This window comes from Novipirellula galeiformis (assembly GCF_007860095.1).
GTDB lineage: Bacteria > Planctomycetota > Planctomycetia > Pirellulales > Pirellulaceae > Novipirellula > Novipirellula galeiformis.
Genome location: NZ_SJPT01000002.1, coordinates 168557 through 188688, shown reverse-complemented (window position 1 = coordinate 188688; position 20132 = coordinate 168557). Strand labels below are relative to the sequence as shown.

Below are 20132 nucleotides of genomic sequence, written 5' to 3'. Positions count from 1 at the left end.
CCGCCATACAAACACGCAACTTCAAAACAGCGGTATTGGGTTACAATGACAACAAACTCGGTCCGCACGTGTAGGCCGTACCCGCTTTGACGATCGGTATCAGCACGCTGTCGCGTTGCGGCCGGATGTACAGGTCGTACTCCTCTGGATCGACCTTGAATAACTCGCAAGCGATCCGCTCGCGCGTGTTACCCACCGCGAGCGTCAACGTCACATTCAAACTGCCGCCGGCCTCCTTCAACTGGCTGTCCCATCGCTCAATCTCAACATATTGAGTTTCAATGGGAACCGCATCTGGACGCGGCATCTCTTCGAGAGCGGGCTGCATTGCGGCGGGCGAGATCGGCTTTCGATCGTTCCAGGTTAACCGACGTTCTAACTCTGGGCCGCTCCAGATACGCGTTTCACCCGAGCCGCTGAACGCGATCGCGTCCGCATCGGCTCGTTCCTCGGCGATGCGAAACAAACGTCGTTTAGGATGGGGACGGTGGTCCAAAATCGCGACCGTCGTCCGCTCAACCGGAGCATTCAAACGCTCGGCAAGCCACCGGGAAACGCCATCGACGCGGTATTGCGGCTTGCCCGAGCTGAATAAAATGCGTTGCCCCCTTTCCGATCGAAACAAATAGGCTTGCATATCGTCGTCGCTCGAATCGGGCTCTTTCGCGTCGTTCTCGACCGCCACGAACTCAAACCGCTCGCCGAACAAGCCTTGCAATTGCGTGCTGATTTGCTGGGGATCCAATGGCCCCGCTTCCCTCTGTATTAGGAATCCCGATGCCGGAGGCGAGAGAGACGGAATCTCCAGCGGATAGGTTTCCAACAGCGATCGAAACCTGGGTTGCTCGAGCTGGTTGAGCGACGTCGCGGCTTCAAGGTGTTGGTTCAACCAATCGGTCGCGTTGATTTTACCGGCATCCTCGAGATGACGGGTCAACGAGTCCACGTTGCCGGTGGCGAGATCGATCAACGCTTCCGACTCGACATTGCTATTGGGAATGGGGTTTGTCGCGAACCACTGTTTCGCGGCATCCACGTTTCCAGCCTCGAGCATCGCATACGCCGCCCCTTGGATGCACCGCGTCCTGTTCCACCAAGCTTCGTCAGCGTGTTGGAGACACACTTGGTACGCCCGAATCGCTTGATCCATCTCATCCAAAGATCGATAGTAGTCCCCCAATTCATAGTGCAAAGCGGCATCGCCGTCGGAGGGCTCCATCTCCGCTTCATCGATTATGGTTCGCCAAAGTGCAAGTTGCTGGTTGTCGCCCAAGCGTATCGCTTCACGGATTGCCGCGTGCACCAAAATTGGGTGCAAAGCGTCATCGCCTAGATTGTCACGATTGACACTCTCTGGATCGCGGAGGGTTCGGTTGCGAACTAAGTCTCGGGCCCGTTCACGCACGAGTTTGTAGGTAAAGTAATTGTCGTCAGCGCCGTACACGGATCTTGCCAACTCAATGGCAGCGAGATGCATCGAATCGACCTGTTCCGTCTCCCCTCGCAACATCGCCTGGTGGGCCTGGGCCCGCCAACGTTGAATTCGAAGCGAATCGGAAACGTTGTCCTCGGTGGATTGTAAAAAAGCAGCTACCTTGCTGGCATGGTGATCCTGTAACAGAAAATCGCCCACTTGATCGTGTTTCCATAGGTCATCGGGCCAACGTTCGACAACTTCGCTCGCGCGCCCCAGTTCAAGCAGCGCGTCGCAAAGATAGTATGCTGCGGTGTCATCAAGCCATCCATCTTCCTCAGCCGACGGGTTCTCTTCCGCAGCACCGCCGGTTGCATCGAGCGACTCATTCGGGGCATCCGCGGAACGAGTGGCTTGTTGCTCGCGCCAAGCCAGGAAGGCATCGAATCGTGGGATCGATTTGTCCCAGTCACCGATGGAGTGTAATGCCCATCCTTTGAGTGCCTCGTCCCATGCTGAATTCGCATTCTTGGCATGGTGATCGAGCGCGGCCAATAGTTTCTCCGCATCACAATAAAGTTCATCTTCAAAGGCCCGTAGCACGAGATCACGTAGGAGCAAATCGGGGTCGCTCGCATCTGTGAACAAGGCGTCAAATTGATTGTCGGCCAAGCGAACTTCGAGGAGATTGTCCCGCGCAATCGATTTAATAAACTCCGTTTCCGCAACCGCTTCACTCGCCAAGAAGTGCTGGGCTGCGGCGTTGAACTCTTCGTTCCGCCAGTCAAGCTTACCTTGGGCGATTTCCACCAGCCCCAGCGGCGAATTTGGGTGTCGTTTGAGTTCCTCGACCAAGCCTTGCCCCCACGCCTGGGATGAGCTCGATGCGTGGTTCAGCAATGACGTCCATTGAAGTTCGTCATGGTTGTCGATCACGATTTCCAACAATGGCGGCAAGTCCTCAACGCGGCGACGACGCAGCACGGAATAAAACATATCAGGATCGCGGGGACATATTTTCAAGGCCCTGAGCACGGCGACCGCTGCTTCGTCATCACGGTCCAAGTGGTCATGGATCAACGAAGCGATCCAAAATCCATTGGGATGATTGGGAGATTGCTGCTGGGCTTTCTGAAGTGCCAACTGCGCTTCGTCGATGTCGCCAAGGTTCGTATAACAAATCGCCAACGAGGGCCACACTCCCCATAGCGAATCGGGTTCTTGGATTTGCTTGAGCACCTCGATCGCATCGTCGTACTGCTCCAGCCGCATCCATGTGTACGCGGCCTGAAGCAGGAACGAAGGACGATCCTGCGGCAACATGCGATGCTTGACCGCTCGCCGCATCTCACGCTTTGCCTTTTGGACTTCGCCGTCATACCACTCGATTTCCGCTTCATTGAGTTTTGCCAGCGCAGTGTCGTAGCCGTCGTCCAATGGCGCAGCGCCGCGCAAGTACGATGCATACTCGTCCGACATTCGGCGTCCAAACTCTAAGCGTTGCCAATCATAGAGCTTCCATCCCGATGGTTCTTTGACCAAAAACCATTGAATGGACTCGGCTTGGCTACCCGCGGAATAGTTGAGCATATCCAGCACGGCTAGTTTCTTCGTGGCATCGTAGCGTGTATTTAAGACTCGAACATTGCGGTTGATCGCGTCCGGACTCGGCTGGTACTGCGTCAACCAATTGCGAAGTGACAAACGGTTGATGATCCCCAACGCACCGTGACTCTGTTCGCTCTTGGCCACCGCTTCAATAAACAGGGGCAAGCTAAACGGAACCTCCGCTCCGTTTTCAAGCGACTCGATACTGGCGTCAAGGAAATCTTGAATCTCCGGATCCATCACGTCGGGGACATGGGCGTTGACGCCGACGAACCGATCAAGTGATTGATTGAAGTCGACTTCGTCTTGGGCAAATGCATCGCGGCGTTCGTCCAGTTCGAAATCGGCGGCAGGACTTGCCATCCGTTGTACCGATACGTACGCGACGCTGAGGATTCCCGCACACAGCAGTGCAAACAGAAACGCCACCACCGCCAAGACGACTAACACGCGTTTCGTCGACGTTGGCTGCGGCGTGATGGGGTCGTAAGCGTAGGTTTCAGAGAAAGGATTCGAGTTCGACACGTTCGTGATCCACGTTTAAGAAGGGCCTCGGCATCGAGGGAGTTCGAACGCAATCGATCGTTCCCAATCCATCGCAGAAGAGTCGTTGATTGAATCGCGGGTCTATCGGTAACATAAGATCGTTACCCCGGTTACGACAGGTTAGCAAATCAACCGCCCGTAAGCTTACTCGGTCGTCTCACGCGTGTTGAACTCCATCTTCCATTTTTCATCACCGCGGGTACTGTGACACCACAATTCAAACATGCCTAGTTCGGTCACGCTGCTGACGAATTTAACGGGGATGAACGCCTCGCCTTGAGTCGATTCCGAGGTCAGATGGACGGTGATGGGTTCAATCTCGATCAGTTCGCTCTTGCTCCAACGATCAAGTTTTGTGCCCACGTTGTCATCCGAGCGAACCGGGGAACTGAAGAAGCGAAACTGAGCCGGTTTCCCGACGACGATGCCAACTTCATCGCTGGGTACTTCGGACTGCGTTCCCTCTTCCATCCCTTTTGCCGCGACGCACAAGGCGCGCAGCGGTCGCGGGACACCGGGAATCGCCAAGCCAGCGGTTTCAATACCAACGTAATAGGACCGCGCCGTGCCACCGCGAATACGAATCCCGCCGCTGTGTTTGCTGTATCCGTAATAGGCCGCCCCCATCGACACCGAGGTGTCCAAATCCTCTAGTCCACCAAGGACATTGAGATCGCTTTCACACCACGTGTTGATCGTATTGAGCATCCGGGCGCGAAGGGGTTCGCTGCGAAACACTCCTCCATTAAAGAGCACATGGGTTGGCTTGATTTTCGTTTCCGAACCGTCGCCACCTTGGTCGGCTAGCCCCGCTTGGTCTGCCAAAAAAGCAGCGACGTGTTTGGTGATCGCCGCGTCGGCTTCATACGGCAAGCCAATGTCTTGGAACCCCGATGCCGCGTTGGGTTGAGGCCGATCCGAAACCGAACATTTTGGAAAGAAGCCTTCGATGATCAAGTCGCTTGTTTCCTGTTTGCTGATCTCAGCGGAAACCGTCCCGCCGATCAACGAACTCCCCCGTCCCAACACCGAAATGGTTTGCTGGTCGGGCCCATTGGCTGCGAGCATTTGTTCTTTGGCATCACGACAAGCATGCCACAGGGAGACACTTTGCCAAGGATCGAGTTCGTGCCCTGCTTCGGCAAACTTGCTGCTGACGAAATGGGCAAGCGCCAGGTCCATATTATCGCCGCCGAGTAGCAAATGATTCCCAACGGCCAAACGTTCGAGATTCAATTCGCCATCGGTTTGTGACACCGACACGAGTGTCAGGTCGGTGGTTCCGCCGCCGACATCCACGACCAACATCACGTCGCCCGCTTGAAGCGATTGACGCCACCCGTCGCCCTTGGCGGATAACCAACGATAGACCGCCGCTTGAGGTTCTTCGAGCAGCACAAACGAGGAGGGCAAACCGGCTTCGATCGCGGCTTGACGCGTCAACTCACGGGCCGCCGGTGCAAACGATGCCGGCACCGTCAACACGACTTGTTGATCCCCTAGGGGATCGTCGGCATGTTGTTCGTTCCACACCGCGACGAGATAGGTCAAGAAACGGACGGTGCAATCGTAGGCCGACACCTTGGCGACCTCCGCGGGCGATTGCCATGGCAGAATCGCATCGGTTCGCCCCACCCCGCTGTGACAGAGCCAACTTTTGGCCGCCACGACGACTCGTTGCGGGTTTTCTGCGGCTTGAGCACGCGCGTACACGCCAACGACTCCGCCCGCAGGATCAGGATTGTACGCCGTTCTTAAAGCATCGAGTTCGGATTCTCGTGGTAAATACAGAAACGAGGGTAACGAATCACGCGACTCCATTTGCCCTGGCTGAATCACCTGTGGGATCTTCATCAGTTGAAGATCTTCGGGAGCATCCAAGGGGCAAAAAGCGACGACCGAGTTGGTCGTCCCCAGGTCGATACCGATACTGTAGCGCGAGTTCATAAACGAGAGGTCTTGAGAAAAGGAGGTTTCGCCCGTTGGACCCAATGGTCATCGATCGGGTCCACGGCGTTCCGTTCACTGCGGTGAAAGCGGCGATCGTGAACGCCGCCGCAAAGGATTTCGAGGATGGACGGTTTGAAGGCACAAGTCGAGACGCTAGCGAAGCAGTGCTCTAGCGAAGCGGCATGCGCCCCGGCGGCGATCGACCGTTCCAATACGAGCCTTGGCATGGTGCTATGACGCCGCCGGAAGTGATGTTTCTGCTAACGTTGGACTTGAGCCGGTGCGACGACGTTGGCATCGCGATCACTACCGCTGTACTGGGGTAACTCGACCTTCGAGGCCAGCCAACCATGATGAATCAACTTTCCCGTCGTGGCCGATCCTTCGCCAATCCATTGAAATCGCTCGGGCGAACCACCCTCGCCGACTTCGACGGTCCCCCCTTCGCCCGCATCACTAACGGGAACCAAATCGAAGAACCGCGCCAACGTCGAGGCACATTGCTGTAAACAGGGGCGTGCCGCCGCACCGACTTGTGCATCGCCGAACTTGCTCAAGTCCTCTTGAACCAGATCGACAAAACGAGCTTCTCGCTGAAGCGCCGACAACAACGTCACCGCGTCGCTGCGTGTGGGAACCGCTGGACTCGGCGTTTCCTTGACCCCCGGTTTGGTAGCCGCCGGTTTGGTGGCCGCCGGTTTGGTGGCCGCCGGTGGTGACGGCAGACCCGCAGGGGCCGCATCCGCAGCGTTTGCCGGCTCAAGCGCTTGGCGAATGCGATCTGAAGATTGCTTGTTAAACAGCGCCGCCGAAAATGCGCGGACTGCGATTCCCAAACCCATCCTGGTTTCCTTCACAAATGAATAAAAAAACTAGACCAGCATGAACACTGCTACAACATCGTCCGGGGCAATCCGGGGTAAACCGCGACTCGCTCGCCAGAAATGTTCCTGAGCTTGATGCAGGAAAGCGAGCACGCAGCACAAACGGTTGTAATCGCCCCTGAGCTGAGCCTTATTCGTGTTCGCTTTCGGCGACCTTCAGATTCGTGTGCTTCTCCGCCAATTCGGCGATCACTTCGTAACCAATATCGGTGTTTGCGACGTTCAAGTACTTCAACTTTGGTAACGCAGCGATTTTGCGGAAACCATCGTTGCTGAACCGCGTCCCGGCCACATTCAAACGCTCAAGATTCGTTAGCTTCAACAACGTATCGACCGATTCATCACTTGCCTTGGTGGACATCAGATTCAATTCGGTCAAAGCGGTAAGATTGCCGAAGGCGTTTAACGCGTCATCGTCAAGTTTGGTTTCCCAGAGACCAAGGTAGACCAGCTTGGTGAGTTTGCCGATCGTCTTTAGTCCGTCGGAGCTGACCAAACGACATTCGCTGATATCGAGGAAGTTGATGTTGGGCAACTCGCTGATGATCTGCATCCCTTCATCGTCGACCGAAGTGTCCCGCAACTCCATACGCTGGAGTGTTTTTAATTTGGCGATCGACTTCAACCCTTCACCGGTGACATCGGCACCGCGAATGCGAAGCCGCTTCAGTTTCGAGAGTCCTGAAATCGCAGGCATTCCCTCGTCGTCGATCATCGTATAGTCCAATTGAATGGACTCAAGCGACTTCATCTTGCCGAGCACCTCGAGCGAAATATTACTGATCGAAGTGCAATAGTTGGCATTGAACGACTTCAGCGATAGTCCAGCGAGCTTGGCGACGCCGGCATCGGTAATTTTGGACTTCTCAAGCTGAATGTCGACGAGCGACTTGATCATGGCCAACGAGTCCATCCCCGCATCGGCGATGTTGGTGTTGCGAAGGTCGATGGCACGCAATTTGGGGAGTGAAGTGAGATGGGCCAACCCTTCGCCGGTGACTCCGGTGCGGCGCAGGAACAAGGCTTCAATGGTTTCTAATTTCCCGACCGACTCGAGCGTGGCGTCGCTGATCGCCGAATCGGTCAACGTCAAACGCTTCAGTTTCTTGAAGGCTTCGAGGGCCGCCATCCCTTCATCGGTAACCCCGGGGCCGTTAAAGACCGCGATCTCGACGTTGGGAACGCCGGAAAGGTGTTTCAGCGATTCGGCAATGCTGGTGTCACTCGATACCGAAAGCTCAACAACGTTACCGGCACTATTTTTTTGCAACAGGTAACCGGCGTCGACAAGGGCCGCCACGTCGCTGGGATTGTCCGCAGTTGCCGCCGAGGAGTCGTTCGCCGACGCCGCGACGGGGGGTGCCTTGGCCGTATCGTTGGCGGGCTTCGATTTGTCACATCCGCTGACCAAAGCAAGCACGAAAATGACGCCAAGCCCACCCGAAACGAGTGGGGAGACGCGACGGACGAGGGAAGGGGTTCGGGACATAACAGCTACTGTTTGACGGAGGGGACACGAAGTAAAGGCTTTGAGCTTAGCGTTAAAGCTGATCTTGGGCTTACCAGTCCAGCGTGGGTTAGATGATTTCGAACTCCAGGAACTACATTCCTCAGAAACCGTGACACCAACCCGATCGCATTGGGGAAAATCCTAAACGGTTGACTAAATTATGGCAATCTGCTGAATACGCTGCAAAATGGAGTTTCATCTTTGATTGCCTATTTGCCCCACCCTTGTTATTGTATTGGGGCGTTTGCGCCCCCGCTCGTTTCCCCGTTCCAATCTTGAATTCCCTCCTCCAAGGACTTTTGATGAGCAAGAAAACAACACGTCGTAACTTCATTGGCCAGAGTGCCGCGCTGACCGCCGGCGTGGGGTTCTGGTCGGGTACCTCTCGCATCAGTTACGGGAAAGACTCTGCACTGCAGGGACTTTCGGCCGCCTGTATCGGTGTCGGCGGCAAGGGTAGTAGCGACACCAGCCACATTGGCGAACAAGGTGTCAACATCGTCGGCCTTTGCGATACCGACGGCGGCACATTGAAGAAGAAGGGACGCGAGTTCCGCGATGCAAAACAATACACCGACTTCCGCGAAATGCTTGAGGAGCTCGGCGACAAGGTCGACATCGTCACCGTCAGCACGCCCGACCATACTCACGCGGTTGCTGCGATCCGCGCGATGAACATGGGCAAGCATGTGTATTGCCAGAAGCCACTGACATGGTCGATCTCCGAAGCGCGGATGATGCGTGAAACCGCGGCCAAGACCGGCGTGATCACCCAGATGGGCAACCAAGGCACCTCGGCAGATGGATTCCGTGAATCGATCGAAGTGCTGCAAAGTGGAGCGATTGGCGATGTCAAGGAAGTCCATGTTTGGACAAACCGTCCCGTTTGGCCGCAAGGCAAGGGACGTCCCGCAGGCGAAGATCCCATTCCAGAAGATTTGAACTGGGAAGCATGGATCGGCCCTGCACCAATGCGTCCGTTCAAGAAGGGCGAGTACCATCGCTTCAACTGGCGCGGTTGGGTTGACTTCGGAACCGGCGCACTCGGCGACATGGCTTGTCACACGACCAACATGCCTGTCAAGGCGCTGGACTTGTTCGACCCGATCGCCGTGACGGCAATCAAGAACCCCGGCATCTTCGAAGGCGAAACCTTCCCTGCAAGCTCCACGCTGATGTTCGAATTCGCCGAGCGCAATGGACTCGCACCTTGCAAGTTCTTCTGGTACGACGGCGGTGAATTGCCATCGGAAGACGTCATCAAGCAATTGCCCGAGGCGTTCCAGAAGCGTGTCGCACAACAGCGTGAAGGCGGCAGCAAGACCAGCGGTGCTTTCTTGATCGGTACCAAGGGCACGATGTTCTCGCCAGACGACTACGGCGCTGAATATCAACTATTGCCGAAAGCCGATTTCGTCGACTTCAAGCCACCCGCACAATCGCTGCCGCGCATCCCGTTCAAGGGTGCTGGCGACGAGCGGCAAAAATGGGAGTTTGTGCAAACCGTCAAAGGCGATTATGAGCCTGGCACGACCGCGAACTTCGACTACGCAGGTCGCTTGACCGAAACGATCCTCGTGGGCAACTTGGCACTTCGCGCCGGAGAAGGCAAACGAATCGAGTGGAACGCCGAGAAAATGATGAGCCCGAACGTTCCCGAAGTGAACCAATTCGTGCAACGCGACGCACGCAAAGGTTGGGAACTTTCCTAATCCGTGATCGGCGGTTGCTACGCAAAGTGAAATCGCCCATCCAATCACGATGAATCGCAAAGCCGCACAGGATGAAGGTCCTGTGCGGCTTTTTTCTGGCTCCGCTGTTTTTTTCATGGCTCCGCTGGCCTTTTTAGATCGAGCGGTTGCTGGCCCGCCCAACGCCCGCTTCACGCTCCAACGGTTGACTGCTTGCCCATCCCGGTTGAACCAGACTCTAATCGAGGACATCCTCATGTCCTCCATCCGCCTCAGGTAAAACCATCATGTCACGGAAAATCTTGATTCAGCTCGACGGCGATTCACATGCCAGTTCGTTCGATAGCGTAGTCGCCTATGATGCCGGTATCGATGCGCTGCTGAGTCACGCCAACGTGACCCCCGAGAACGTGACTCCGTTGGTGCATGGCGCTATGTTCACCCGCGGCGGCGACGACCTGAAAAACACGGCGTTGTTCATCGGTGGTTCGAATGTCCGTCGCGCCGAAGCGTTACTAGAAAAAGTAAAGGGCTGTTTTTTTGGACCGGTCCGGAACTCGGTCATGCTCGATGCCAACGGATGCAACACCACCGCTGCCGCCGCGGTGGTTTACGCTGGACGCGAGGTCCAACTCGCCGGTGCGACCGCCGTGGTGATGGGCGCCACCGGGCCCGTGGGCGAGCGCGTCGCCCGAATGTTAGCGGACGACGGAGCGAATGTCGTCGTGACGAGTCGCTCCCTCGATCGCGCGACGGAAGTCGCCGACACCATTCGCACGCAAACCAAGCGTGGCTCGATCCAAGCCGCATCGGCAAGCAAGCCGGCCGATGTAGAACCGCTGCTCCACGATGCCCAAATCTTAATCGCCTGTGGTGCCGCGGGAGTCCAGCTCGTCGACGAAGCCACGCTCCAGAGCAGTTCGTCGTTGCGGGTGGCGATTGACCTCAACGCCGTTCCACCGGTCGGGATCGAAGGGATCGCGGTGACCGACAAAGCGAAAACGCGGGGCGATTTGAAACTCTATGGCGCGATCGGCGTTGGGGGATTGAAGATGAAGACCCATCGCGCCGCAATCGCTGCCTTGTTCGAATCGAATGATCGTGTTCTCGATTATGTCGAGATCTACAAAATCTCGAAAACGGTGTAAGCCCCCTTGGCATTCGATTGAGAAGTCGTCAGCGTGTTCGTCGCGCCAACGCATCACGCTCGGATTCGTAACGTCGTTTGGCCCTCTTGTAGTCACTCGCCTTATTGCGGGCATGGATGGCCGAGAAAATGCCAACGCCGATAAACAGCAGACCAAACAAAGGAAAAATTTTGGCTGCCGCAAAGGGGGACGCGGAGGTGATCGCAAAAGCCATCACGGTCCAAAAGGTTCCAAATATCACGGCAAAAATACCACCGACCATTGCGGCTCCTTCGGTCGGCAGACGCGAGTGCCCGTCCTTGCCAGTGATCCGATAGTCGTTGCGCTGGATTTCCCAGCGCCGATCAAGCTCTGCCATCTGTTGATTGACATTCAGACGACTCACTTGATCACTCAGCGATTGCGTCGTCTCGTTTAGCTTGTCCATGGCTTCGGTAAAAGTCATGTCACGCTCGCGGTGCACCACTAACTGAGCATCGCAGTGATTGCATTTGACATAATTGGCGTTCGCAGGGACTTCCATTGGCGCGCCACATGAATTGCAGCGAAGACTTTCGAGCATGTTCGGTCCCTTCGGTGAGTCGGTGTCCTCCCTTTTGTAGCGGAACCCAGGTCGATTGGGAAACAACCCCAACACCGTTGGCGTGGAAAAAATGTCGTTCGTCCCAGCGAACGGAGAATGGGAATGCTCCCGAGTGAGATGCAGGAGCTGCCTCGCCGCTGCGAAATCGTTTACTGATGCTTGAGGGAACGAGACCAAGCGGCATTGTCAGCGAGCCGTATTCGGCCGCTTTCGCACTACCAATGAACGGCGGCGTTGGGACCGATTTGAATGCCGCCGCGATAACCGTAGGGATAGCCATAACCGTAGTAGTAGGGGCGGCCACCTTGGAAATAGTACCCGTAGGGGTACGTGGGATAGGGGGTGAAGGGATATCGGTACACCGGGCTATACGGCGAGCGATAGGGATAAGGTTGATCGATCGGGTAGCGATAGCGATTGGTCCGATCGTTCTGGTAGCGATAGCGTTCACGCGTCCAGTCATTACTGAGGTGGGGAAGATTGTACGGTCGTTGATAGTCACCACGGTTTCGGTAACTGCGATCGCCGTCCTCGTAATCGCCATTAGCGCGATCGCCGCGTTCGCGATGACCTCGATTGGGGAATCGCCCATCTTGTTGAACGACAAGCTGAACGAAATCAGATTGGCGAGCCTCCCCTTTCGACAAATCGTCATCAAGGTTTTTGTTGGCCGGTTGCTCCTCCTTTTGCTGCGGTTCATGATCGGTTGAAGGCGACAATTGCTGCTTCAGCTGATCCACCTCCTCTCGCAGCGAGCGAAGCTGGGCACGCAGGTCGTCGATCCCATCGAACATGACATCGGATTCCTCCATGGGAAGCAAGGGAGCCAGGTCGCGTTGGAAACCACGATTGAAGGGACCGAAGGGTCCCAACGAACGACGAAACCATCTCAGCGGTGCGTTGTCGACTTGCCCAACCTCGACGGTAATCTGCTGTTCGTCATCGCCACGCCGCAGAGTCAGATCGACCTTCGCCCCCGGTTCAACGTCCTTCACCAGAGTGACGAATTGATTGATCGACGTCACTTCGGTATCCCCCATCTTCACGACAATATCGCCCGCATGCAGCCCGCCTCTCTCTGCGGGACTGTCGGGATAAACGTCCGAGATCACCACCCCCGACTCGCCATCCTTCCGATCCGATAACATCACCCCCATCCATGCTCGTCGGCTGTCAAGCAATGCTTTAGCTTCGCTTGCCAACGCAACCTCTTTTGTCACCCTTTGCCCCCGTCGCCACACGCTTAATTTGACCGAATCGGTCGCTTTAAGACTGTCGATTCGCTCCTTCAATTCTTGCGGGGTGGAGACGGGTTGATCATTGACGGCCAAAATATAGTCGCCCGCTTGAATGCCCACTCGCTCGGCGGGACTTCCCCAAATTGTGTCGTGAACGCACACCCCCTGTCCAGGACATGAGCCCACCAAGACACCAAGGGACGGCGAATGGTGGTCGGCGTGTGCATCCAAATCAGCCTCGCTGGCGGGCGCCGCTTCCGAGGTTTCGGATGCCGCGTTGGCTTCCACCGCCGCGTCGTGCTGACCAGCGGCGGTTTCTTGGCTGGTGGGAGCGTCCTGTGCCCAAACACCGGAAACAGCAAACGTGAACGTCGCCGCAACGATCCATGCGAGGACGGGTTTTGGTAATGTCTTCATGGTCGGATCATCCATTGCACGAGTAGCAATCGCATCACTTTCAGTGACAACCATGCTGCAAATGATGTTCCCGAGCAAGCCGCGTGAGCGGACCTTCGCGGACGTCGCGGCGGTGCTTCGACGGCCCCGACGATTTCGCGTTTCCTATCGCGACTCTTTCCTATCGCGACTCCACCGACACCGGCATCTCCGTGACCGGTTTGAGGGTCGAGGGGTAGGTGAGCACGAGTTGCTTGATCGCCGTTCGCACAAAACCCGCGGGCATCATTTGATCGAACGCAAAATTAACAATTCGCTCATTTTCGCCCCGGGTGTATTCGCGAAGATGCGGAACCAAGTCGCCTGAGAGATCCGCATTGACGTCGACGATCAACGCCGGAGCATTCGTTTCGAAGGCCACGTCATCCAGATCGATCCAGCGAAGTCGATTAGCAACGCGAGTCGAGAAGGAAAGCTTTCGCTCGCTCGGTTCGTAGACGATGCCCCACTGAGTCGAACCGGGCTGAGCAACCATCGCCAACGACGCTCGGGCGTGAGCCATTGGATCCGCCACAGCATCATCGCCGCTGGCCAATTCGATTTGCTCGACCGCTTGGCAATAACGCAATTCACTATTGCTTTGCGCTTGACCGCCCCGATAGGCGGCGAGCGAATCTTTGACCGTCGAATTCGCCAGCGCGCAATGATAGTGCTGGTTGCCTCGCGTGACAGTCGCTTTGCCGCCCAGAAATGCGATCGTCGCGACATCCCCGCTGGCATCGGTGACAAAGTAGTGAACCCGTTCTAACGAAGCGATCATGGGCGTGGGATAGACTCTCTCGAGACTCGCGATGACCTCCGAGACGCTCGACGCCGTGTCCAATTGGTACTGAACCCACTGGATGACATTCACCGATGACTTGCTGGCGTCAAACGCAGGGAACTCCGCTTGGTTTAACTGCAACAAATCGACCGTTAATCCCTTTTCGTTCATTCCCGCAAAGGGGATCTCACAGCCGAACTGTACAAACGACACACTGCCATGCTTTGACACCCACTCGGCCGGATTGCTCGGCGAGATCGCCCGCTTTTGAATGCCACGCCGATTCACGACCAACAACCCTTCGCCGAAGGACCAATCATGATTGCGGGCAACGATGACTCGATCTTCAAACGAGAATCGCATCACCGTGCACGCTTGGCCGATCGAGCCGGCGAGCAGCAAATTCGCAATCAAACCCCATACCAGCATGTTGGCGACGGAGCGGTGTTGTGATTTCATACGATCTTCCAGTGACTTTTTAGACGCCGTTTGCCGTTTCGACGCGTCGCGGTCTTCGCGGTCTTCACAACGTCGCGGATATTTGGATCCGATGTATCCGAACGGCCGTTTGTTTCCCTCATTATGTGCGATACACTCGGGGAATGAAACAACCACCGCAATCGAGCGAAAAACCGCCAGCACGAGCGACTTCGAGTCCAGTTCCCGATTCGCCAAACTCAGATGCGCCAAGTCCCGAATTGATCGCGACAGCGTTTCACGAAGCGGGGCATGCGGTGATGGCATTGTCGCTTGGTCGGTCAATCGACAAAGTGACCATCTCGCCGCGTCGATTGCAAGTTGAGGGTGTGCGATTGGGGGCCTGTAAAATCCAAAAGGGGCGGACCAAATCGAGTCGCGATTGGCTCGAGGATGAGGTTCTGATCCTCTTTGCCGGGATGGTCGCCGAAGCGACAATCACGGGCCACTACTGTGAAAAAGGCGCCGCCCAGGACCTCCGGACCGCCCGCCGTCTATTGCACAATCGTCCTGCAACGCCACGTCAAATGGAGCGGATTGAACGCCGGTTGATTGATAAGACCGCGTATCGATTGGGAGACGAGGGGCACGCCAAAGCGATCGAATTGATTGCCAAAGAACTGCTCCTCAAGACCACCATCAGCGGTCGTGCGGTGCGACATTTTTTCAACATGGCGGTCAAACCTTAGCCTCGCATCGTCATCTCATCTCAGTCGCGCTGCCCCGGTGTTTTCCCAACCAGACGACCGAAGCACCACTACCACGCCTGCGACTCACTTGCTCAACCCCGCGCAACCTCGAGGGGGGATCGGCTCACCACACTCTAAATTGAGCGTTTTGACGTCATTCCCCATCGCAATGATTGCATTGAAGATGCTAATGACACTGAAGACGGCGATAGCTAAAATCCGCCGCCTTGCTGACAGCATCGACAAAACATTTCACTGAGTTAACTGATGGCTACGAAAACGGAAAACGTGTTTGACATTGCAACGGCCACCCAAGCCATTGCCCGCGAACTAGGTCTGCCACCGAAACAGGTGCAATCGGCGGTCGAGCTCCTTGATGCTGGCAATACAATTCCGTTTATTGCTCGCTATCGCAAAGAGGCCACTGGGGGACTCGATGAAATAGCGTTGCGTGCGATCGAGGATGCCCTGGAAAAAGCGATGGCGCTCGCGGCACGCAAAACCACCGTGCTGAAAACCATTGACGAACAAGGCCTGCTTACCGCGGCGCTTCGCAAACAGATCGAACAGTGCCCGGACCTAGCCACGCTCGAAGCGATCTATCTGCCGTATAAACCGAAGCGTCGCACTCGGGCAACGATCGCACGCGAACGCGGTTTGGCGCCTTTGGCTGAGCTGTTGTTAAGTCAAAGCAAACTCGGGAAATCAAAGGACGACGTGCTCAAGGCGTTTGTCGACGCAGCTAAAGACGTTCCCGATGCGGATGCCGCGTTACAAGGCGCGCTCGATATTGTTGCCGAGCAATGGTCCGAAGACGCCCCGACGCGAACGTGGATGTCAAAGCACGCCTTTTCGCAAGGCCGAATCACCTCCTCGATCAAACGGGGCAAGAAGGATCAAGCGGAAAAGTTCGAGCAGTATGTCGACCATCAAGAATCGGCCAACCGGATTCCGGGGCACCGCTTATTGGCCATGATGCGTGGTGAGTCCGAAGGGGTCCTGAAGGTTGGCATTCAACTCGAGGACTCTCAAGTGCTCGCCGAGTTGAAGCCCAAGCTCGTGCCGAATCGCGACTTTGAATTTCGCAACGAGTTACTCGCGACGGTCGAAGATTGTTACCAGCGGCTATTGATGCCGGCGACCGAATCGACCGTCATGCAAGCGTTAAAGGAAAAGGCGGACGAGGAAGCGATCGCAGTGTTCGGAAAGAACCTACGAGAGCTGCTCATGTCGGCTCCGGCGGGACCACGCGTGACGATTGGGATCGACCCTGGATTTCGCACCGGGTGCAAGGTTGCGGTGGTCGATGGGACCGGCAAGTTTCTCACCAACACAACGATCTACCCAACACCGCCCAAAAGCGACACTGCGGCGGCGGGCAAGGCGTTGTTGGCGCTGATCCAAAAGCACGACGTCGAACTGATTGCGATTGGAAACGGGACCGCGTCGCGGGAAACGGACAGTTTTGTTGGCGATCTGATTCGCGAGCACAAACTCGCCGTCACCAAGGTGATGGTCAGCGAATCGGGGGCGTCGATTTATTCCGCCAGCGAATTAGCGTCCAAAGAGTTCCCCGATTTGGACATCACCGTGCGGGGTGCGATTAGTATTGCTCGCCGCTTGCAAGATCCGTTGGCTGAATTGGTTAAATCCGATCCAAAGTCAATCGGGGTGGGCCAATACCAACACGACGTAAACCAAACCCAACTTCGCAAATGTCTCGACCGCACCGTCGAATCGTGTGTCAACAACGTCGGCGTCGATCTAAACATGGCGAGCGTTCCGTTGTTGTCGTACGTCGCGGGGATCGGCCCCAAATTGGCGGCGAATATCGTCGAATATCGAGACCAAAACGGTCAATTTAAAAATCGCAAGGAGCTCGGCAAGGTTCCTAAGTTAGGCAAAAAAGCGTTCGAGCAAGCGGCTGGTTTTCTTCGAATTCGAGGCGGAGACGAGCCATTGGACAACTCCGCGGTGCACCCCGAAAGCTATCCCGTCGTCAGCCGAATGGCAAAGAAGCTCGGCGCGGACTCTCACGCCTTGGTCGGCAATGCGAGTTTGAGCCAAAAGCTCCAACCGAGTGAGTTCGTCGACGATCGCTTTGGACTTCCCACCGTGGCGGATATCATTGCAGAGCTAGGGAAACCAGGCCGCGACCCCCGCAGCGAATTCCGAGCCGTCAAGTTCGACGACAGCGTGAATTGCATGGAAGACCTGAAGCCAGGGATGGTGCTCGAAGGCGTGATCACCAACGTGACCCACTTCGGCGCCTTTATCGACATCGGCGTTCATCAAGATGGGTTGATCCACATTTCCCAGCTCGCCAACACGTTTGTCCAAGATCCAAACGAGGTCGTCGCGGTCGGCGATGTGACCAAGGTCAAGGTGCTGGAAATCGATTTGCCCAGAAAACGCATCTCGGTAACCCGAAAGTTCTAACCGGGGTGGTCAACGCACCACGCTCGTCATCACCACGCTCATCGTCACCAAGTTCAAAGCAACGGTTCGAGAATCGATCGCACCGCCGATTCGCTGACCCCCAAGATCGCCACGGTCTTGCGGCGTGAGGTGCATCCGCGAATCACTTCGACCTTGGACTTGGCGACGCCGACGAGCGACGCCAAAGCGTTTTCGACCGCCTTGTTCGCTTTCCCTTTGTCGGCGGGTTCGGTAACCGAGACGCGTAGCGAACCATCGTGGCATCCTCCGATCGATGCCTTTTTTGCCTTCGGCGTTACATGCACGTCGATCGTACATCGATCGTCGTGTTGTTTGATCGTGATCACAGGACTTGTTACACCAACGAGTTTACCAGGCGAGGAATCGCGTTAAGAGTTCGATGCCGGGCTCGGTCAAAAAACTTTCAGGATGAAACTGCCATCCTTCGAGTTTGTACTTTTTGTGACGCACCCCCATGATTTGACGCTGGCCCCCTGTGTCGGTCCATGCGCTGACGGTCAATTCATCCGGCAAACTGTTCGGCTCAATCACTAAACTGTGATAGCGTGTCGCGACAAACGGGTTTGCCAATCCAGCGAACAATCCTTCGTTATCGTGATGGATCGTATCGGTTTTGCCGTGCATCAATTCGGGCGCACGTACGATCTCGCCCCCGAACGCTTGCCCGATCGATTGATGGCCAAGACAAACTCCAAGCACTGGCACTTTACCGGCAAACTGTTTCACACACTGTACACTCACGCCCGCTTCGTTGGGGGTGCACGGCCCTGGAGAAATCAAGACGCGTTGGGGTGCCAAAGCTTGCAACTCATCGACCGATAACTCGTCATTGCGAAAGACACGCACATCGACACTTGCGTCGATCTCGCCCAAGCGTTGGACGAGGTTGTAAGTAAACGAATCGTAATTGTCGACGACGATAACCATGGAGAAAATTACACGAGTAACAAGAGTGACGGGGACGAAAATCCAGGACGGTAAACGTTCAGTGGCGCGAAAATGTCAATGGGAATTCCACGCCCCGAACTAAAAGAATATTCTTTGTCATCATCCACGTAAACGCTCTTTGGCTCCAAACGATCACCAGCGTATAATGAGTTCGTTACGGAAACGCTGGGCGAGTGGAAATACGGCGAAACGCGATTCACACGTATCGACAGACGTTCGTGGCAAGGGACCGAGCGACCAAGGACTCGCGATATCTTAGTGAAAATTCTTTCATTTGAGTATCAACCCCCTCTGGCAATCAGTCTTGACAACCCAAATTTTTTACTCGCGCTCTTCTTCATAGATAAATTCTCATGCTTTCGGTTCGCCCCAAAGTCGCCGAATTGGCGTTTCATGTATTTAGCCGTTCGCTTCACCCCGAGCTTTACGCGCTTCATCAACGACGTCGTATCGAACGCACGCTCTACGATGTTCAAGTCGACATTACCAATTGTGGGCATGTCGTCACTTGGCGAGGCGGCGGAATGACGATCTGTGAAGTCGCCACTAGCGCTCAACAACCCTTGCCCAAACGCCGTTGTTTGTTGTCGCGTCCGCTCAAAGGAAGCCGTACCGAGCGAGCGGAGTGCCGTGGCGGGGTGCAATACAAAACCCACTTCCAATTGGAACCGGTTGCGCCGGACATGTTTTGGATGGTGCAACAACAACTAGGCAACGGGCAAACCGAGGGGCTGTTGCATCGCTTTGACGCCAGCGGCCGAATGGCACTCGGCGCCCTCAGCTACGTCAACGTGGAAACTCGACGCCAAAGCGTTTTGATTCAAGCCATCCATACGTTCCCAGACGATTACGCGATCGTCAAAGTGGAATCGCTCTTCTCGCTCGGTGGCGACGCAAAATAGCGAGTCCGTGATCAACCGATGCCGACTTCGTCGCTTTCCGATCCGACCCTGTGCGCCCATCTTGTTGCCGTGGTCGATCTAAAATCAGGATTCGCCGTTCACGCGGTCGCCGGACATCGCCACGCTTATCAACCGATCTCGCTGGCGGGCGAAAAAGGCGGCGACCCCTTCGCCTTGGTCTCCTACTACGCCAATCAAGGACTGCGGGCACTCTACATCGCCGACCTCGATTCGATCCAAGGGGGCGTCCCCCAAAGCGATTTGCTACGAAGGTTGATTTCAAGCGAGCCTCGCTGGGATCAAGTCATCGTCGATATCGGATGGAGCGAGTCGAGTTTGACCACATCCTTCTTGGCGTATGCACGCGAACACAAAAACGTGTTCGTCGTTTTTCCGACCGAATGCGCCGCGGGAACCCGCTCGTTGCGGCAAGTTCATGGCCAATTTGCCGCCTCACAAACCGTCCTTGGAATGGATTACCACGATGGGGTTTTTCTGGGAGGAGAAAATTCGGAGCGAGATTGGCTCGAGCAAGCCGATCGGCTCGGCATCGATCGATCGGTCATCTTAGACACAGCAACGGTGGGAACGTCGCGTGGCCCATCGATTGCCGCAACTTGCCAACGGATTCACCATTGGGTGCCCCACATGAAACTTTATTCGGGCGGTGGAGTTCGCGACGCAGTTGACGTTAAACTACTGCTGGATTCCGGCTGCGACCACTGCCTCGTTGCCACCGCATTGTTGCCACGCTAAGCATGCGTGAGCGTGTGCCAATCAACGACTCAGCAAAAGCCAACGACCGTGTGCCCACGCGTCTGAACTTTCCTTGACTTTGCCGATTGCCCTTTAGCCCAAGAGCGAC

The 20132-nt window shown here is 55.9% G+C and carries 15 protein-coding genes; 6 read left to right on the top strand and 9 right to left on the bottom strand.

Annotated elements, in window-relative coordinates; translation table 11 throughout:
- Nucleotides 1-40: 40 nt before the first annotated feature.
- The 4 genes from Pla52o_RS05885 to Pla52o_RS05870 all read right to left on the bottom strand — a co-directional run bounded on the left by Pla52o_RS05885 (nt 41) and on the right by Pla52o_RS05870 (nt 7891).
- On the bottom strand, nt 41-3547 hold the full coding sequence (locus Pla52o_RS05885) for a tetratricopeptide repeat protein (protein WP_146593685.1): 3507 nt from the start codon (nt 3545-3547) through the stop codon (nt 41-43).
- A gap of 165 nt (nt 3548-3712) precedes the next feature.
- Entirely contained in the window at nt 3713-5515 is a 1803-nt protein-coding gene (locus Pla52o_RS05880) for an Hsp70 family protein (RefSeq protein WP_146593684.1), read from the bottom strand.
- 263 nt (nt 5516-5778) lie between these two features.
- Nucleotides 5779-6360, bottom strand: coding sequence for a DUF2760 domain-containing protein (locus tag Pla52o_RS05875; protein ID WP_146593683.1), 582 nt, complete (start codon nt 6358-6360; stop codon nt 5779-5781).
- Nucleotides 6361-6532: 172 nt separating this feature from the next.
- Nucleotides 6533-7891, bottom strand: a complete 1359-nt coding sequence (locus tag Pla52o_RS05870) for a leucine-rich repeat domain-containing protein (RefSeq protein ID WP_146593682.1) — start codon at nt 7889-7891, stop codon at nt 6533-6535.
- A 323-nt stretch (nt 7892-8214) separates the two neighbouring features.
- Here Pla52o_RS05870 and Pla52o_RS05865 point away from each other — a divergent pair, with 323 nt between their 5' ends.
- Entirely contained in the window at nt 8215-9624 is a 1410-nt protein-coding gene (locus tag Pla52o_RS05865; protein WP_146593681.1) for a Gfo/Idh/MocA family protein, read from the top strand.
- Nucleotides 9625-9890: 266 nt separating this feature from the next.
- Nucleotides 9891-10751, top strand: coding sequence for an NADP-dependent methylenetetrahydromethanopterin/methylenetetrahydrofolate dehydrogenase (locus Pla52o_RS05860; protein ID WP_146593680.1), 861 nt, complete (start codon nt 9891-9893; stop codon nt 10749-10751).
- A gap of 28 nt (nt 10752-10779) precedes the next feature.
- Here the strand turns inward: Pla52o_RS05860 and Pla52o_RS05855 are convergent, their stop codons facing one another.
- The 3 genes from Pla52o_RS05855 to Pla52o_RS05845 all read right to left on the bottom strand — a co-directional run bounded on the left by Pla52o_RS05855 (nt 10780) and on the right by Pla52o_RS05845 (nt 14250).
- Nucleotides 10780-11313 (bottom strand): hypothetical protein, encoded by a 534-nt coding sequence (locus Pla52o_RS05855; RefSeq protein WP_146593679.1) that lies wholly within the window; start codon nt 11311-11313, stop codon nt 10780-10782.
- Nucleotides 11314-11549: 236 nt separating this feature from the next.
- A complete protein-coding gene (locus Pla52o_RS05850; protein ID WP_197169031.1) occupies nt 11550-12989 on the bottom strand; it encodes a PDZ domain-containing protein in 1440 nt (479 codons plus the stop codon).
- A gap of 160 nt (nt 12990-13149) precedes the next feature.
- A complete protein-coding gene (locus tag Pla52o_RS05845; RefSeq protein WP_197169030.1) occupies nt 13150-14250 on the bottom strand; it encodes a linear amide C-N hydrolase in 1101 nt (366 codons plus the stop codon).
- A 143-nt stretch (nt 14251-14393) separates the two neighbouring features.
- On the opposite strand from Pla52o_RS05845, the gene Pla52o_RS05840 reads away from it, so the two are divergent.
- Nucleotides 14394-14957, top strand: a complete 564-nt coding sequence (locus Pla52o_RS05840) for a M50 family metallopeptidase (RefSeq protein ID WP_146593676.1) — start codon at nt 14394-14396, stop codon at nt 14955-14957.
- Nucleotides 14958-15224: 267 nt separating this feature from the next.
- The gene (locus tag Pla52o_RS05835) at nt 15225-17396 is read left to right on the top strand and encodes a Tex family protein (RefSeq protein WP_146593675.1); all 2172 of its coding nucleotides are present in this window, start codon (nt 15225-15227) and stop codon (nt 17394-17396) included.
- Nucleotides 17397-17449: 53 nt separating this feature from the next.
- Here the strand turns inward: Pla52o_RS05835 and Pla52o_RS05830 are convergent, their stop codons facing one another.
- Both Pla52o_RS05830 and Pla52o_RS05825 read right to left on the bottom strand, forming a co-directional pair.
- Nucleotides 17450-17743: a DUF167 domain-containing protein gene (locus Pla52o_RS05830; protein ID WP_146593674.1), complete on the bottom strand. Its 294-nt coding sequence runs from the start codon at nt 17741-17743 to the stop codon at nt 17450-17452.
- Between the two features lie 22 nt (nt 17744-17765).
- Nucleotides 17766-18344: an anthranilate synthase component II gene (locus Pla52o_RS05825; protein ID WP_146593673.1), complete on the bottom strand. Its 579-nt coding sequence runs from the start codon at nt 18342-18344 to the stop codon at nt 17766-17768.
- A gap of 374 nt (nt 18345-18718) precedes the next feature.
- Between Pla52o_RS05825 and Pla52o_RS05820 the strand changes: the two genes are divergently transcribed.
- Nucleotides 18719-19267 (top strand): DUF2617 family protein, encoded by a 549-nt coding sequence (locus tag Pla52o_RS05820; RefSeq protein ID WP_146593672.1) that lies wholly within the window; start codon nt 18719-18721, stop codon nt 19265-19267.
- A gap of 18 nt (nt 19268-19285) precedes the next feature.
- Nucleotides 19286-20023: a HisA/HisF-related TIM barrel protein gene (locus Pla52o_RS05815; RefSeq protein WP_146593671.1), complete on the top strand. Its 738-nt coding sequence runs from the start codon at nt 19286-19288 to the stop codon at nt 20021-20023.
- Nucleotides 20024-20132: the final 109 nt, after the last annotated feature.